This window comes from Kitasatospora sp. NPDC058478, from assembly GCF_042720345.1.
Classification (GTDB): domain Bacteria; phylum Actinomycetota; class Actinomycetes; order Streptomycetales; family Streptomycetaceae; genus Kitasatospora.
In genome coordinates this window covers 1-14,900 of record NZ_JBHXML010000008.1, presented here as the reverse complement: position 1 = coordinate 14,900, position 14,900 = coordinate 1, and the positions used below count along the sequence as shown (strand labels likewise).

Here is a 14,900-nt window from a genome sequence, read left to right as displayed (position 1 = left end):
TCAGACGCCGGCCGGGTGGGCGGCCAGGTGGATCCGCCTGCGGGCGAGGGCGATGGCCTCTGCGAGGCGGTGGGGGTCGGTCAGAGCCGCGATCCGGCCGGGCAGCGCCCTCGGCGGGAACAGCCACTTACGCCTGTCGGCCTCGCGGCCCGGCGGCGGGCACTTGATCATCCGCGTCGACGCTCCGTGGCCGACGACCAGCTCCGCGCCCGGGCCCTGCCACACCGCCGGGGTGGTCGGCAGGAAGACCTCGACGGCCGAGTGGTTGACCAGTACCGGGCCGACCAGGTCGGGGGTGTTGGCGGCCAGCTGGGCAACGGCGGCTTGACCGAGGCCCCCGGGGAGCCGCACCACGACGAAGTCGCGGCCGACCGGGATGGGGACGGCGTGTCCCCTCGCCCACGCTTCCCAGGCCGCCACGGGGGTGTCGGTGTGGCTGCTGAGCCATTGCATGCCCGCGACCACCTGGTTCGTGAGCTTGGCCTGCACGATGACCGCGGGCATCATCTCTACCTCTGTCTCGGGGAGTTGAGGGGTGGCGAGTTCTGGCCGTGCCGGGACACGGGACCGGACAAGGCGGGGGTGTGGCTTGGAGGCGGCTTCTCCGCCTACGGGACTGCGTCGCTCTGGCGCCGTTGGGCGCGTGTCTGGAGGCGGCGCGCCCGCGCGAGGGCTGCGCGCGCCCGGCGCAGAGCGACGGCCAGGGCTTCGTAGCTGGTCAGGGTGCCGCTGCCATCCGGGGTGATCAGCCATTGCAGCGAGCCGACCTGGCCGACTCCCGGCGCCGGCATCAGCACCGACGGGGCCTCGCTGCCGCCCTCGGGGGCGGTCAGCAGGCACGTGTCCTTCATCTGCCAGGCCGTGCCGGGGCGCACCGGTACCAGCCAGTAGCTCTGCTTGGTGCCGTGGTCGTAGAGCACCGGGCCGAACGGCATTTCGCTGGACTGCAGTTCGGCCACCAACGCCGCGGCCAGGGCCTCGCCATGGACCCGGACCGCGTCGAAGCGGCAGGTGAGCCGTACCGGGGCGAGCTGGCCGTGGCGCCACAGGTCCGTGATCGTGCTCGGGGTGCTGCTGACACCGGCGAGCCAGAGACCGCCGAGCACGTGCGGCGGGATCTGGGCGGCACTCATCGCGGTCCTTTCATCGGGGCGGTGTTCGGGGGAAGTGCCCGGCCGCCCCCACCGGGGAGGCGCGATGGGGCGGCCGGGCGGTGCCGCTGCCTCCCCGGTTGTGCGGGGCGGAGGAGGCGGCGGCGTGGGCGCCGAGGCCGAACGCTGTTGTTCGGTCTCGCTGCGCGGCCCACGGCGCGGGGTGGGCCGCGGCTGCCCTCGGCAGGGTGGCGCGGGCCCGACTGGCCAGCCGGGTTGCTGAGGCCAGCCGGGAGTCGATCGACAGAATCCGGCGCGCGCCGGACCTGCGGCCGCCGGCTACGCGGCGGTGCGCTCCCTGCAGCGCGGGGTGAGCCAGTGCAGTCTGGCCTCGCTCCTGCGAGCGAGCGCGGAGGCGACCTTCAAGCGCGGCGCCGAGGTCCGTATGACGGGTTCCGGCTGCACTTCCGCCTCAACGGCAGTGGCCTCACCGAAGGTCCCCAGCAGTTCCACGTCGAGCTCGAACCAGACGGACCAGCCGGTGGGTTTCCCCTGCGCGTTGAGGCGCTGGTGCCACCCGGTGTCGTCCGCGTAGCCCGCGGCGACTGTGACTCCGCGGCCTCCGGTCGCGTCCAGGTCCACGGATCGGCTGCCCATGTCCGGCACCGTCGGGCGGGGATCGGTGACAGTGATCCGCAGCCGGTCCCGCGACGGGTGAATCTCACCCTCGATGATCAAGTCGGCTTCCTCGCAAGTGTGTTCGCCGCCGTACTTGATCGCATTGGTGACGAACTCCGAGGTACACACGCGCAGCGCGTACGCCCGATCGTCGTCGAGAACGACAGCGGCGTTCACCCGGTCGCGGAGTTGGTTGCGGATGACGCCCACCGAAGCGGTTCTCAGCGGGGTCCTGTACTCGAAGACGCGGTACATGGCTGTTCCTCCGGGCTGTACTCAGGGCAGGTGGTCCCGGGCCGTCGGCGGGGGCTTGCGAGCGATACTCATCGCGTGCCCACCGAGATTCGCTGCGTGACGGCCGCTCGGCAAACGGGAGAAGTTGCTGCTTCTGGCCGAACTCACTGAGCCCGACCTCAGATTTCAGCAAACCAGCAATTAATTACTGGTTCTGACTCCTATTCAGTGATTTCAGGCGGCTAGAATTTCCGCGGGTGAAAGGGAGGTGGATCGTGGCTCACGGGCCGTCCTGCGCAGCACGCACCAAGGCTGCTGCCGAGGTGAGTGGTTGGACGATCGACACCACGGTGTCCGCGATCGTCGAGTGCTGCGATGTCAGCCGGCTGCGTGCACACCGCCTCGCCCGGGGGTGGACGCGGGCCTTCGCGGTCGCCGCACTGTCCTCCCTGTGCTCGCTCTCCGGGCTCGACCGTCCAAGCCTGGACGCTGAGCAACTGGGCGCCTGGGAGCGGTGTGTCCGGATGCCTCGGGCGCAGACCATCGACCTGCTGTGCCGTCTGTACGAGACGGACGCGCAGGGGTTGGGTCTTGCCGGCGGCTACCGGCCGGACGCCTTCTCGTACGGGACCGCGCTCCCGGCACCTGTAGGGCTCCGTCTTCCCGTGGCCCGCTCCGCAGCAGCCCCTGCCCCGTTGGGTGGCGGCGGCGCGCTCGATGCGCTGGCGCGCTCCCACCGTCGCGCCATCGAGCGCACACTGGCGGCCACGACGCTCACCAGCGGAGAGCTGGAATCCCTGGACAGCAAGCTGCTCACCCTGCGACGGGACTACGTGAGCGACCCACCGATGGTGATGCTGGCCAGGCTGCTGACGGCCCTGGAGGAGGTCCGGCAGTACTCCGAGGAGCGACAGCCCGCGCTCGTCCAGGTGCGCCTGTCCGAGATGCTCGCCGTGCTGTCCACCCTGACCGCCGACGCCCTGATGAAGCTCGGACACAAGGAGCAGGCCCGGGACTGGTACGGCACCGCGAGGTCCGCCGCCGACGACAGCGGCAACCGCGAACTGCGGACACGGGTACGGGTGCAGGCGGCGATGCTGCCGTTCTACTACGGCCCCCTGGAGGAGGCGGCGGCCCTCACCCACGAAGCCGTGCTCCTCAACCGCGGACGTCCGACCGCGACCGGGGCCTTCGCCGCCGCCGCCGACGCCCGTGTCCGGGCACACCGGGGGGACGAGGAGGGCGCCCGCGCTGCGATCGCGCAGGCCTGCGACCTGTTCGAGCGCAGCCGGCCGACAGCCCAGGGGGACGACGCCTGGGCGTTCCCCTACCGGCGACTCCAGCTGTACCTGTCGGGCGCCTACACCGCACTCGGCGACATGGCGCAAGCCAGGCGGGCCCAGGACGAGGCGCTGCGCCTCTACCCCGACCGCACCGGCATCGACCCGGCGCTGCTGCGCCTGGAGCAGGCGATGTGCCTGGCCAAGCAGCGCAGCGTGTCCGAGGCGTGCCAACTGGCCCGCGACACCTACCTGACGGTGCCCGAGGACCATCGCACCCAGATCCTCGGCGCCCGCGCGGCCGAGATCATCAAGATAACGCCGGAGAACGTACGACCCCGCGCTGCCCGAGAACTCGGCGAACTCCTGGCGCTGCCGACCGGCGCGACGTGACAGATCCGCCTGCCGCCCGGCAGCCTGGCGGGTATGAGTGCTCCGGTCGTCCGGATCGGCGGGTTCGCCGAGTCCGAGGTTGTCAACGTCCTCAACGCCGCCTGCGGTCAAGCCGGGCTCGACCCGGCCGACGCCGTGATGCTGCGCGGCCACACCAACGCCGTCTACCTCCTGCCGGCCGCCGGGGCGGTCGCCAAGGTCGCCCGGGTCGGCACGCCCCTGAACGGTGTCCGCCGCACCGTCCAGTTGGTGCAGTGGCTCACCGCCCGTGGCTTCCCGACCGTCGAGCTGCTGTCGGTGGAGCAGCCGGTCATCGCCGACGGGCATGCCGTGACGTTCTGGCACTACCTCCCTCAGCCCGGCCACCCCGTTCCGGCGGTGCACCTTGCCGGTCCGCTTCGTGCTCTTCATGAGCTTCCGCCTCCTCCCTTCGATGTGCGCCCCGTCGATACGGTCGGGGCGATCAGGCGCTCGATCGCCGAGACGACCGCGCTCCCGTTGGACGACCTCTCCTTCCTCAAGCGGCGTTTGGCCGAGCTGGACGACGCACGGCGCCAGGTGCGCTACGTCCTGGCGCCCGGCTTGTTGCAGGGCGATCCGCAGCACCGGAACGCCCTCCACCACCAGGGGGCGGCTGTGTTGTGCGACTGGGACACCGCCTGTTTCGGGCAGCCGGAACTCGACCTCGTCACGGTCGAGATCCACTGCCGACGATTCGGCTACGGACGTTCCCACTACCAGGAGTTCGCCGACCGGTACGGCTTCGACGTGACCGCGTGGCAGGGCTACCCGGTGTTGTCGGGGCTCCGGGAACTGCGGATGATCACGACGAACGCCAAACGGGCCTCGCTCGGCAGCCCGACACTCGCGGAGGTGCGGCGACGCATTCACGGGCTGCGGTCCGGCCAAAACCGGCTCGCCTGGAGCATTCTCTGAGCAAGACGCTTCGCATGTCGGAACCTTCAGATCGGCGAAGGTACCGCTGCGACCCACCTGGCCAACGGGCAGTCGGCTGGTTAGTCCCGTGCGACCAGGAGACGTATGCCGGCGCCCTCAAGGTGTCGGCGCCGCCGATCGGCGTCGGGCTGGCCGCCGAGGTGCGCGATTGTGGGCAGGACGACGGCGTACAGGGCGGGCTTCTCCTCGATGCGGGCGAGGAGGGTGTCCGGTTCGGATCCGTCGTCGGTGATCACCTCGGCGAGGTGCAGCTCCCGTCGTTCGCAGAAGTCGTCGAGGACACCGGTCAACGCCAGCTGGCGAGGCAGTGCCGCGGCAACGGCTGCGCGGAGGAGTCCCACCACGACGGGCGGCGGGACGGGTAGTTGCTCGGTCAGCATCCGACAAGGTCCTTCCGATCGAGGAGGCCGTCTGCATCGAGACTGCCGCAGCCCCGATCGCTACGGAATCACGTCGCGTGGCAGTTCCGTGGCAGTTCCGGCGCACCGCCACTTCTGGCAATGCTTCGATGGCTCCCCAGAGCGGGAGGTAGCGATGACGGCAGTGATCCTGTGGACCGGCCTGGAAGCGAAGGCTCTGCGGTTGGCGTGCCGAAAATCAGTGCGGGACTGGGCCGCGCTCCTAGGCATGTCGGTACGGGCCGTGACGAACTGGGAGAGGCTGGGGGCCGGCACCCGGCCCAGGCCTGACACTCAGGCGATCTTCGACACCGTGTTGCGCCAGTGCGATCCCGAGGCTCGGATGCGATTCGAAGCTCTAGTAGCGCAACAGCCCGGCGCTCCGGTGCTCGCGGAGGTGCAGGCCGGGCCTCGGGCATGGGAGTACGAGTCGTGGACGGAGGACATCGAGCGGGCGGTCCTCGCGGCGGCCCGGCAGGACTTCGTCTTCGCCGGGAGCCTGCTGGAACGCTGGCGATCACGCTGGCCGGTAGCCGACCTCGACGACCGCGGGCTCTACCTACTGGCCCGCTCGACGGCGCTGGTGGGAGACCTTCGCCGTGACCAGGGCGCTTTGCTCGGCCCGCTGTCAGCCTCGGCGTCCTACGCCCAGGCGCGGCTGTTGTTCACCCGGCTCGACATCCCACGGCGGACAGCACAGCTGGACCTGTCTCTGGCGGTGGTCACGGAGATGTCCGGGCAGCTCGATGCTGCGGCGTCCCGGTACTCGGACCTGGCCGGCGATGTGCGTCTCAGTGCGCGGGACCGTGCGCGGGCGGCCTTGTGGGTCGGCACCTCCCTGGACAAGCAGGGCCGGCACGAACAGGCCATCGGCATCACCACGTCGGCGATCCAGGTGTTCGAGAGCCTGGGAGAGACGGAGGACTGGGCGACGGGGCACCAGAAGCTCGCGCTGGCACACCGCGGCGCGCGGAACCTCGGGGAAGCCGTGCGGCTGATCGAGGTGGCGCGGGCGAACACCACCGGCTCGGCTCCGATGCAGGACGTACGGCTGACCACCGCACACGGACACGTCCTGCTGAGCGACCGCGCGACCGCCGAGGAGGGGCTTGCCCTGCTGGACCGGGCCGAGGTGATGGCGGCCAAGTACGGTATGACCCACCAGCAGCGGAGCATCCAAGGCATCCGGGGTCGCTTCCAACGGCGGGCACCGTGCCTCCAGTGAGCGGGAGAACAACGTGGCGGACACGCGGCAGCGCGAGATCACCGACCGGCAGTGGGCGGACACCGCGCTGATCTGGGACTACCACCAGATGGGGCACGAGCGGCGGCCGTGCGACGTGGCGATCGGCCTGGGCTGCCACGACCTCGGTGTGGCAACCGAGACGGCCGCGCTGTACCTGGACGGGCTGGTGCAGCGGATCGTGTTCACCGGCGGGCCGAACCCCTCCCGGCCCGACCACTTCCCTCGTGGCGAAGCCGTGCACTTCACCGAGCACGCCGTCTCCCTCGGCGTGCCCGAGCACGCGATCCACCAGGAACCGCGGGCGCGCAACACCGGGCAGAACATCCAGTTCTCCAGGGAAGTCCTGGAGACCGCCGGCGTCGAGGTGCGCTCGGTGCTACTGGTGAGCATGCCCTACATGGAGCGCCGGGCGTACGCCACATGCCACAAGGTATGGCCGGACGTCGAGGCGGTGTGCACCTCGACCTCGATGAACCTGAACGACTACGTGAAGACGATCGGCGACGACGGGCTCGTGATCGACAGCCTCGTAGGCGACCTCCAGCGGGTGATCGAGTACCCGAGGCTCGGGTTCGCCGTCGCCCAGGATGTTCCGGAGACGGTCCGTGATGCGTACCAACGGCTCTTGGCCGACGGGTTCGACAGCAAGTTGCTCGACTGACGCAGCACCGCCCACCGGGCTGGTGTGTGCCATCCACCAGCCGAACCTGTTCCCCCGCCTCTCCACCCTCATCAAGCTGTTCGCCGCGGACGTGTGGGTCGTCCTGGACGACGTGCAGTTCGCCCGCCGCGACTACCAGCATCGCGCCCGCCTCGCACCGCCGGAGGGTGCGCCGGGCCCGACCCGGTGGTTGAGCATCCCCACCCATCTCCCGAACGGACGGGAGACCCTGATACGGGACGCCTTGATGGTCGACCCGGCGCGCGGCCGCCGCCGAAGCGCGGACCTGCTGCGCGAGCACTACCAGGCCGCACCCCACTGGGCGGCGTTCAGGGACCAGCTGGACGCCTTCCTCGACATTTTCGAACGCACCAACCGGACCGGGACGGTGGCACAGGAGTCCACGCTGCTGCTCCTGTCCATGGTCGGCTGGAACGGCCGGGTACTGGCCAGCACCGATCTGCCTTCCAGCGCCGACCGCTCGCAGCGCCTGGCCGACCTGTGCTCAGCGGTCGGCGCCAGCACCTACCTGTGCGGCACAGGCGGAATGACGTATGTCCAACCTGCCGTGTTCGAACGCGCCGGTGTCGAGCTGCGGCCGGCCACGGTCCCGACCGACGGTTGGTGCATGGGAGCAACCCAGACGAGCGCCGTCGCCGCGCTCACTGCTTACGGGCCGCATCGGCTGACCAAACTCCTCAGTGGAGCAGGGACAGCATTGGCCCCTGTGGCACCACCCCGTTCAACGGCCGTCCGTCCGCTGACGCATAACGTCCAGTAACCCGCATCCGGGATGGAGAGAAGCCCGTCAGACCCGGAGGAGTACGGCGGCCCTCTCGTCGCCCACTGCCTGGCCGACCCCCTCCGGCTCGCCCGCATCAAAGACCCGGCTCTGTGTCACGGCTGGGCCGGGCTGCTGGCCACCGCCTGGCACGCCGCCACCGACGCCCCCCACCTCTGCCAGCAGGGCGACATCTTGGGCCCGCGTCGCCAAGCACCGGGCCACCGCCGGCACCCCGCAGCCTCCCGCACCCGTCCTGGCCGCGGTACGGCTGCTCCTGACCGCCGAACGCGGCAGCCCCGACAACCCGCTCACCCTCACCCCCACATGGCCCTCGGCCTTTGAGGACACCGGGGACGCACTCGCCGCGCTGAGCCACCGGGGGCACCTGACCCGTGGCATACGCGCGGTCCTCGCCGACAACCTGCTGTTCGCCTTCAACCGGCTAGGCATCGCCGCCGAGCACCAGTCTCTCCTGGCCACCGCCGCGAGCCGCGTCGTCTTCCACCGCCAGCCCGGGCCCAGCGCCACGCTGTTCAGCGCCCGGGCCGCCTCTGCCCACCCCACTACAGTCAGGCCCGTGACCATGCACACCGACAACTCGGCCGTCGATCCCGGCGCCCTGAAAGACATCCTCGTCGCCAAGATCGACAGTCTCGGCACGTTCCGCACCGAAGCGGTCAGGAAGGCCTTCCTCACCGTCCCGAGGCACCTGTTCCTGCCCGAGGTCGACCTCGCCACGGCGTACGCGCCCAAGCAGGTGGTCACCAAGCGCGCGCTCGACGGCACGGCGCTCTCCTCCGCTTCCAGCCCCAACATCGTCGCCACCATGCTCGAACAGCTCCATGCCGCCCCCGGGCAGCACGTCCTGGAGATCGGTACGGCCACCGGCATCAACGCCGCCCTGCTGGCCGAACTCGTGGGCGACAGCGGCAGCGTGGTCACCATCGAACTCGACGAAGACCTCGCGGAGGACGACCGTACCCACCTCGCCGCCGCCGGATACGTTCAGGTCAACGTCCTGTGCCGGGACGGCGCCCTGGGTGACCCCGACTCGGCGCCGTCCGACCGGATCATCGTCACCGCCGGCGCCTGGGACGTCCCCACCGCCTGGTGGACCCAACTCGCTGCCGCCGGACGTCTCGTGGTCCCCTTGCGCCTGCACGGAAGCGGCCTGACCCGCTCACTCGCCTTCACCCGCACCGCCGAGGACCGCATGGTGTCCACCAACGCTGCGGTCTGCGGGTTCGTCCCCCTGCGCGGCGCCGCCGAGATGGGCGAGATCCACGTCCGCCTCGCCGAAGACGCCATCCTCAAAGTCGACGCCGACGACCACCCTGACCGGGACGCCCTCGCCAACGCCCTCGCCCACCCAGCCGTACAGCAGTGGACCGGCATCCAGGTGCGGCACGACGAACCGGCCGCACACCTCGATCTCTGGCTCGCCACCACCGGCTCCGGCCTGAGCTTCGGCAAGCTGTCCGCCGGCGCCTCCGCGCGCGGCCTCGGCCTGACCGACCCAGCCATCCGCTGATCCGGCGCCACCCTCTACGACGGCGACACCCTCGCCTACCTCACCACCCGCCCAGTCAGCGACGACACCGACGAACTGGGCATCACCGCCTACGGCCCGAACAACCACAAACTGTCCGCACAGATGACCGACCTCCTGCACGCCTGGGGCCAGATCCGGCCCGCCCAGCCGACCATCACCGCCTATCCCGCCACCATCCCCGACGACCAGCTCGAAACGGGCGCTCGTATCACCCGCCCCGACACCCGGCTCACCATCAGCTGGTAAACCTACGCGGCTCCCAACCAGCCGACACGGGAGGGATCCTGCGCCGGCAGGAAGGGCCAGGCAGGCGCCTCCTACTAGGGCGCGTATTCGGTTGTGATCATTCTGGGAAGTTGCCCTCGCGGCGCAACCTGGTCCGGTAGACCGTGTTTCGTGACGCGAGCGCAACTATCTGATGCGGAGTGGGAGTTCATCGAGCCGTACCTGCCGATCGGCGAGTACGGCCCGTATCCCGAACGGCTGCGCCAGCAGTTCGAGGGCATGATCTGGCACTTCAAAACCGGCAGCCAGTGGCGTGAGATGCCCGGGGAGTTCGGTGCCTGGTCGACCGTCCACAACCGCTTCCGGCAGTGGAGGGACGCCGGCGTCTTCGAGGCCCTGCTGGAGGGCGCGATCGCGGAAGCCGCCAGACAGGGCGAGGTGGACTTGTCCCTGGTCAGCGTGGACTCCACCACCGTCCGGGCCCATCATGACGCCGCCGGGATGCACCTGGATCCCGACGCCCTGACCGCCCTGGAGAAGGCCGCCGAGGAAGCGGAGAAGGCCCGGCAAAAAGGGGTGGCCAGCAGGAACAAAACGGGCAGGACGACCCGGAACGGGTAGAGCGGCGACGCCTCCGCCACCGTCGCAGGCTCCGCTTGAAGGCCGCCCTGCTCGGGCGCTCCAGGGGAGGGCAGACCAGCAAGGTCCACGTCGCCGCCGAGCGAAAGTGCCGCCCGCTGGCATTCGTCCTCACCGAGGGTCAGGCCGCCGACAGCCCGCAGTTCATCCCCGTGCTGAAGAAGATCCGGGTCCGCGGGCCGGTCGGCCGTCCTCGCACCCGGCCCGACGCGGTCGTCGGGGACAAGACATCCCACGCGGATAAGCGTCAAGCCGCTGCCGCTTCGAGCCCTGCTGAGGCCTGCGGGAAAGCGACTGCTTCGTCGTAGGTGTGACCGTTCTGGAGGCAGTGGAACAGCATGCCCATGAACCGATTGAAGAGGTTCCGCTGCGCTGCGACGTGACGGTCGCCGGCTGCTCGTCGGCGGTCGTAGTGGGCTCTGGCGCCCGGCGACCTGGTGAGAGCACCGAAGGCCCAGACGTAGCCGACTGCGGCCAGTCTCTGGTTCTTGACCTTCCGGCTCATGACCTTGCAGCTCTTGCCGCTGGCTCTGGTGACCGGGGCGCTGCCCGCGTAGGCCTTGAGGGATCCGGCGGTGGCGAAGCGGGTCCGGTCGTCGCCGATCTCCGCCAGCACCCGGGCGCCGGTCAGGGCGGCGAGCCCCGGGAAGCTGCGGATGACCGGGGCGTCCGGATGCTTCTCGAAGGCCTGCGTGGCGGCTTCTTCGAGTTGGTCGGCGTTGTCGCAGGCGGTGTTCAGCTGCCTGAGCAGGGCGGAAGTCTGATGTCCGAGAGCCTCCTCGACCTGCGGGAGCTGGTGGAGGTAGTCGCGGCCGAAGACTTCGTGGAGCCTTTCGGCTTCGGCCTGGATGCCGCGGACACGGCCGGCTTGCTTGAGCAGTGACTGCAGACGGCGTCGGGTCAGCTTCGCGGCCAGGGCGGGGGTTGGTGCTGCGGCCAGGATGCTGCGGGCTTCCCGCGAGCACAGGCCGTGCTTGTGATGGGCGAAGGCGTCGAGGATCGCAGGGTAGAACTCTCTGAGCTGGGATCGAAGCTTGTTGTGGGCCTGGCCGCGGGCCCAGACGGCGTCCTGCTGGGCCCGGGCGAGCACGGCGATGGCCTGGACGAGCTCGGAGTCCGCCGGCAGCGGGCGGTGGACGGCCATGTCGGTTCGCAGGATGTTGGCCAGGGCCGCCGCGTCGACGGCATCTGACTTCTTGCGGGCGACGGAGTGGCGGTCCCGGTAGCGGGCGACTGCCAGCGGATTGATCGCGAAGACCGGTCTGCCGGTGGCCCGCAGGCAGGCGACGAGCAGTCCGCGTGACGTCTCGATCGCTACCGGGATCGGGGTGTCCTCGTTGTCGCCGTGCTCGGCCAGCAGGGCCATGAGCTGGGCAAACCCTGCGGCGTCGTCGCTGATCCGCACCTTGGCGAGCTGCTGTCCACCCGCGTCGACCAGTGCGATGTCGTGGTGGTCCTCGGCCCAGTCCACTCCGCAGAACACTGGTGCTGGCAATCCTGTGATCTCCATCCAGCCCTCCCTCGCGACGACTCTCTTCCCAGGTCAGAGCCTGTGCAGGGTGCGCGTGCTCCCTAATGGAAGTGCTCAAGGCACGTCATCCCACCAGCCGTTCGCAACCCCAGCGAGTCACACGGCCCTCGGTCCGCGTCAGAGCTGAAAGCTCAAGGCAGAGCTGAGAGGTGATCCGCACAACCGGCTCGGACTACGAACACTCCTTCCCACCCAGCAAGGGTGCGAGCCGGCCTCGTCTTGTCAACAGGGCTCTCAGACCCGGGCATACTCAAAGGCTCAGCTCGCACCCACGAAGGTCAACACCCGCCGACCTTCGTCTCCCATTAGGCCTACTCGTCCAGGGGCAACCGCAACTACCTGCACAAACGTCACATCAAGGCCGTCATTCCAGAGAAGATCGACCAAGCCGCCAACCGCAGGAGAAAGGGCAGCAAGGGTGGCAGGCCCGTCAGTCACGATGCCGAGCTCTACAAAGACCGGAATACCGTCGAGCGACTGATCAACAAACTGAAGGCCTGGCGAGGCATCGCCACACGCTATGACAAGACCCCAGCGAGCTACCTCGCCGGCCTCCACCTTCGTGGCGCGATGATCTGGATCAAGGACCTCACTGGAGCCGCTTGATCACGACCAAATGCGCGCCATGGAGCCACAAGCCGCCCGGCCTCCGGCATCAGCCGGAAGCCGGTCCTCGCCCTCGGCGCCGCCGAGTAAGACCTCACTTGTGGTCGCGCAGGAAAGCAGGGATCTCCTCCCGCGTCGGGTAGTTCGGCAGCGGCGCCGGCGCGTCCTGGAGGAACGCAGTGATGACGGCCGCCGCCCGCTCGTCGTTGCCGTCGAGCCCGTTCCACAGGTGGTGCCCGACCCCCGGCATGTACTGGGTGCGCTGGATCGCCGGGTCGGCGTCGAGCACGGCGGTCTCCCACTGGCGGACCTGCGAGCTGCACTCGGCGATCATCAGCATCGCGGGGACCTGGGAGAGTTTTAGCTGCGGCGCGAGCGAGGGCGAGTCCTTGACGGTCTGCTCGACGCGCAGGCTGGCGGCCGGGTTGAAAGCGAAGTTCTCGGCGCTGTTCTCGACGGGGATGCGGTGCGCGTCGCTCGCGCAGTAGGCGGAGGCGGTGTCGGTGCCGAGGTCGGCGGCGGTGAAGGCGTTCTCGCCCTCGGCCTGTCCGACCAGCCCGGTTTCGGGACTGAGGAGCCCGAGGCGCATCAGGCCGAACGCCACCGCGTAGCGCGGGGTGCTGGTGGATCGCGGCCCGCTCATCGCCGGTGCGAGGTCGCGCGCGGACGGCCGTCCCTTCTGCCCGGCGATCCGTGCGGTCGGGCCGTCCATCGGGCCAGGTTCGGCGATGACCGCCCGGTGCACACGCGCGGAGACCTCGGGGTCGGCGAGGGCCCGGGTGAGCGCGACCCCACCCGACGAGAAGCCGAGGACGTCGGCCTCGCCCCGGCCCAGGCGGTCCAGGAAGGCGCCGAGGTCGCGGACGGACCTGGTGACCGAGTACTGGTCCATGGGCAGCAGGTCACTGCGGCCTCCGCCGGCCTGCTCGTAGGTGTAGACGTCGTAGCCCTGCCGCGCCAGCCGTTGCAGGAACCCGTGATCGAGCAGCGAAATTCCGCGCACCGGGCCGCCGTTGATGTAGACGAGCGGTACGGGGTGCCCGGCGCCGGCCGCCGTGGCGGGCGGGTAGTGATAGACGGCGACGCGGCTGCCCGTGGCCAGGTTCAGTACTCGGTGGTGACGAACGGAAGGTCCGGCGGGTACTGCCGGGCCGTGGGCGAGGCCGGGACGCAGACGGACGCGGTCAGGGCTGCTGCGGCGAGCACCGGCAGGAACGGCAGGAGCCTCGCCGCCCGGGTGCGGCGCCGGCTGCGCCGCAGGGCGACGGCGACCCCGACCGCGAGGGTCGGCACGAAGGCCGCGAGCCCCGAGCCTGCCCCGTCCGTGAGGGTGATCAGGCCGAGGAAGAGCACGGCCAACGCCACGACGGCGGCCAGGGCGAGAAGTAACCAACCCCCAAGGCGGGCAAGGCGGACGGCGAACGCGGGCATGGCGGACAAAGGGGACCCCCAGGGTTTCCAAACGTTGTTTCAAAACGACGTTATCAGAACCGGTAGGCTCCTCGTCATGGGTAGGCCGAGAATGAACGACGAGACCGTCAAAGAGCGGCTCGTGGAGTGCGCGACCGAGTGGCTCGCCACCCGCCCGCGCGAGACGCTCACCATCCGGGCCGTGGCCACGGCCGCCGGAACGTCCACGGCGGCGGTGTACTCCCTGTTCGGCAACAAGGACGGGCTGATCGCGGCCGTACGCGACGAAGCCGTCGCCGGCCTGTTCGCGGCCGTGACGGCGGTGCCGGCCACCGAGGACGTCCTCGCCGACATCTACGCGCTGGCCGGCGCGTACCGGAACTGGGGGCGCGAACATCCGCAGCTGTACACGGTGTTGTTCGGCGGGGTGCAGTCCTTCGAGCCGTCAGGAACAGTCGGTACGGGCGACCCCATCCGGCCGCTCGTCGAGGCGATCGACCGGGGCGTCGTCGAGTCCGTCCTCGACGGCGGGGCGACGGCCATCGCCCTCTCCCTCTGGGTGGCCCTGCACGGGCTCGTGACCCTCGAACTGGCCGGGGCGCTCGACGCCCCCACGGCCCAGGCCGCGTTCCGCGCGACGATCAACGCCACCCTGCGGGGCTGGGTGACCCCCGAGCCGGCCCGCAGGCTTCGCCGGGTCGAACTCGGCGGCGTCGTCCGGTCGGAGGCGTAGACGCGCCCGGTCGCGGCTCGGGTCAGGGCGTGGCACTGCCGATGGCGCGGTGCTTTCGGGGCCTTCGAGGAGGAGGGTGATCTCGTCGACGCAGCGGAAGCGGCCGTCCTCGGCGAACTGCCGGAAGCGGTTGTGGACGGTTGACCAGGCGCCGAACTCCCCGGGCATCTCGCGCCACTGGCTGCCGGTCTTGAAGTGCCAGATCACGCCCTCGAGCTGCTGGCGCAGCCGTTCGGGGCAGGGGCCGTACGCGCCGATCGACAGGTACGGCTCGATGAACTCCCACTCGCTGTCGTCAATTGCATGCGGGTCACGCACCACGGTCTACCGGATCACGCGCAACCGCGAGGACGAAACCCGCAAATTGATCACAATCGAATACGCGCCCTAGTAGGGCTTTGTTAGGTGCCCCGGATGATCGGCCAGGGTGGGGTTGTGATTTTCTTTCAGGTGTGACACCTGAGGAGATGGAGATGGTCCGC

Annotated in this window: 15 protein-coding genes and 3 pseudogenes; 10 read left to right on the top strand and 8 right to left on the bottom strand. The window is 69.9% G+C overall.

What is annotated here, in order from left to right; all coding sequences use genetic code 11:
* The 3 genes from ACFWPT_RS06245 to ACFWPT_RS06235 all read right to left on the bottom strand — a co-directional run bounded on the left by ACFWPT_RS06245 (position 1) and on the right by ACFWPT_RS06235 (position 2,024).
* Positions 1-504 (bottom strand): hypothetical protein, encoded by a 504-nt coding sequence (locus ACFWPT_RS06245; protein ID WP_380479904.1) that lies wholly within the window; start codon positions 502-504, stop codon positions 1-3.
* A 104-nt stretch (positions 505-608) separates the two neighbouring features.
* Complete coding sequence (locus ACFWPT_RS06240; RefSeq protein WP_380479902.1) at positions 609-1,133, bottom strand: hypothetical protein; 525 nt, start codon at positions 1,131-1,133, stop codon at positions 609-611.
* 297 nt (positions 1,134-1,430) lie between these two features.
* Entirely contained in the window at positions 1,431-2,024 is a 594-nt protein-coding gene (locus tag ACFWPT_RS06235; RefSeq protein WP_380479900.1) for an ATP-binding protein, read from the bottom strand.
* Positions 2,025-2,278: 254 nt separating this feature from the next.
* On the opposite strand from ACFWPT_RS06235, the gene ACFWPT_RS06230 reads away from it, so the two are divergent.
* Complete coding sequence (locus tag ACFWPT_RS06230) at positions 2,279-3,676, top strand: hypothetical protein (protein WP_380479898.1); 1,398 nt, start codon at positions 2,279-2,281, stop codon at positions 3,674-3,676.
* A 33-nt stretch (positions 3,677-3,709) separates the two neighbouring features.
* A complete protein-coding gene (locus ACFWPT_RS06225; RefSeq protein ID WP_380479896.1) occupies positions 3,710-4,612 on the top strand; it encodes a phosphotransferase family protein in 903 nt (300 codons plus the stop codon).
* An 80-nt stretch (positions 4,613-4,692) separates the two neighbouring features.
* Here the strand turns inward: ACFWPT_RS06225 and ACFWPT_RS06220 are convergent, their stop codons facing one another.
* Complete coding sequence (locus tag ACFWPT_RS06220) at positions 4,693-5,013, bottom strand: hypothetical protein (protein ID WP_380479894.1); 321 nt, start codon at positions 5,011-5,013, stop codon at positions 4,693-4,695.
* Positions 5,014-5,167: 154 nt separating this feature from the next.
* Between ACFWPT_RS06220 and ACFWPT_RS06215 the strand changes: the two genes are divergently transcribed.
* The 6 genes and pseudogenes from ACFWPT_RS06215 to ACFWPT_RS06190 form a co-directional block, all read left to right on the top strand.
* Positions 5,168-6,256, top strand: a complete 1,089-nt coding sequence (locus ACFWPT_RS06215; RefSeq protein ID WP_380479892.1) for a hypothetical protein — start codon at positions 5,168-5,170, stop codon at positions 6,254-6,256.
* A 13-nt stretch (positions 6,257-6,269) separates the two neighbouring features.
* Positions 6,270-6,938 (top strand): YdcF family protein, encoded by a 669-nt coding sequence (locus ACFWPT_RS06210; protein WP_380479890.1) that lies wholly within the window; start codon positions 6,270-6,272, stop codon positions 6,936-6,938.
* On the top strand, positions 6,886-7,719 hold the full coding sequence (locus tag ACFWPT_RS06205) for a WbqC family protein (RefSeq protein WP_380480135.1): 834 nt from the start codon (positions 6,886-6,888) through the stop codon (positions 7,717-7,719). The genes ACFWPT_RS06210 and ACFWPT_RS06205 overlap by 53 nt, the downstream gene beginning before the upstream one ends.
* Positions 7,720-8,305: 586 nt before the next feature.
* Entirely contained in the window at positions 8,306-9,253 is a 948-nt protein-coding gene (gene fxlM / locus ACFWPT_RS06200) for a methyltransferase, FxLD system (protein ID WP_380480133.1), read from the top strand.
* Positions 9,254-9,376: 123 nt separating this feature from the next.
* Positions 9,377-9,520 carry a hypothetical protein gene (locus ACFWPT_RS06195; protein ID WP_380479888.1) on the top strand — a complete coding sequence of 48 codons (144 nt, stop codon included), beginning with the start codon at positions 9,377-9,379 and terminating at the stop codon, positions 9,518-9,520.
* A 150-nt stretch (positions 9,521-9,670) separates the two neighbouring features.
* Positions 9,671-10,365: pseudogene (locus ACFWPT_RS06190) on the top strand (IS5 family transposase); the annotation flags it as partial.
* A gap of 20 nt (positions 10,366-10,385) precedes the next feature.
* Here ACFWPT_RS06190 and ACFWPT_RS06185 read toward each other — a convergent pair.
* Positions 10,386-11,648 carry an IS110 family transposase gene (locus tag ACFWPT_RS06185; protein ID WP_380479886.1) on the bottom strand — a complete coding sequence of 421 codons (1,263 nt, stop codon included), beginning with the start codon at positions 11,646-11,648 and terminating at the stop codon, positions 10,386-10,388.
* A gap of 330 nt (positions 11,649-11,978) precedes the next feature.
* On the opposite strand from ACFWPT_RS06185, the pseudogene ACFWPT_RS06180 reads away from it, so the two are divergent.
* Positions 11,979-12,275 (top strand): annotated as a pseudogene (locus ACFWPT_RS06180) (transposase); the annotation flags it as partial.
* A gap of 94 nt (positions 12,276-12,369) precedes the next feature.
* Here the strand turns inward: ACFWPT_RS06180 and ACFWPT_RS06175 are convergent.
* The gene (locus ACFWPT_RS06175; protein WP_380479884.1) at positions 12,370-13,278 is read right to left on the bottom strand and encodes an alpha/beta fold hydrolase; all 909 of its coding nucleotides are present in this window, start codon (positions 13,276-13,278) and stop codon (positions 12,370-12,372) included.
* A 101-nt stretch (positions 13,279-13,379) separates the two neighbouring features.
* Positions 13,380-13,706 carry a hypothetical protein gene (locus tag ACFWPT_RS06170; RefSeq protein WP_380479883.1) on the bottom strand — a complete coding sequence of 109 codons (327 nt, stop codon included), beginning with the start codon at positions 13,704-13,706 and terminating at the stop codon, positions 13,380-13,382.
* Between the two features lie 76 nt (positions 13,707-13,782).
* Between ACFWPT_RS06170 and ACFWPT_RS06165 the strand changes: the two genes are divergently transcribed.
* Positions 13,783-14,418: a TetR/AcrR family transcriptional regulator gene (locus ACFWPT_RS06165; protein WP_380479882.1), complete on the top strand. Its 636-nt coding sequence runs from the start codon at positions 13,783-13,785 to the stop codon at positions 14,416-14,418.
* Positions 14,419-14,478: 60 nt separating this feature from the next.
* Here the strand turns inward: ACFWPT_RS06165 and ACFWPT_RS06160 are convergent.
* Positions 14,479-14,732, bottom strand: a pseudogene (locus tag ACFWPT_RS06160) (transposase); the annotation flags it as partial.
* Positions 14,733-14,900: the final 168 nt, after the last annotated feature.

Coding starts and splice junctions, on each gene's coding strand:
- ACFWPT_RS06245 (WP_380479904.1), bottom strand. CDS start 504: ATGCCCGCGGTCATCGTGCAGGCCAAGCTCACGAACCAGGTGGTCGCG.
- ACFWPT_RS06240 (WP_380479902.1), bottom strand. CDS start 1,133: ATGAGTGCCGCCCAGATCCCGCCGCACGTGCTCGGCGGTCTCTGGCTC.
- ACFWPT_RS06235 (WP_380479900.1), bottom strand. CDS start 2,024: ATGTACCGCGTCTTCGAGTACAGGACCCCGCTGAGAACCGCTTCGGTG.
- ACFWPT_RS06225 (WP_380479896.1), top strand. CDS start 3,710: ATGAGTGCTCCGGTCGTCCGGATCGGCGGGTTCGCCGAGTCCGAGGTT.
- ACFWPT_RS06220 (WP_380479894.1), bottom strand. CDS start 5,013: ATGCTGACCGAGCAACTACCCGTCCCGCCGCCCGTCGTGGTGGGACTC.
- ACFWPT_RS06215 (WP_380479892.1), top strand. CDS start 5,168: ATGACGGCAGTGATCCTGTGGACCGGCCTGGAAGCGAAGGCTCTGCGG.
- ACFWPT_RS06205 (WP_380480135.1), top strand. CDS start 6,886: ATGCGTACCAACGGCTCTTGGCCGACGGGTTCGACAGCAAGTTGCTCG.
- fxlM (WP_380480133.1), top strand. CDS start 8,306: ATGCACACCGACAACTCGGCCGTCGATCCCGGCGCCCTGAAAGACATC.
- ACFWPT_RS06195 (WP_380479888.1), top strand. CDS start 9,377: ATGACCGACCTCCTGCACGCCTGGGGCCAGATCCGGCCCGCCCAGCCG.
- ACFWPT_RS06185 (WP_380479886.1), bottom strand. CDS start 11,648: ATGGAGATCACAGGATTGCCAGCACCAGTGTTCTGCGGAGTGGACTGG.
- ACFWPT_RS06170 (WP_380479883.1), bottom strand. CDS start 13,706: ATGCCCGCGTTCGCCGTCCGCCTTGCCCGCCTTGGGGGTTGGTTACTT.
- ACFWPT_RS06165 (WP_380479882.1), top strand. CDS start 13,783: ATGGGTAGGCCGAGAATGAACGACGAGACCGTCAAAGAGCGGCTCGTG.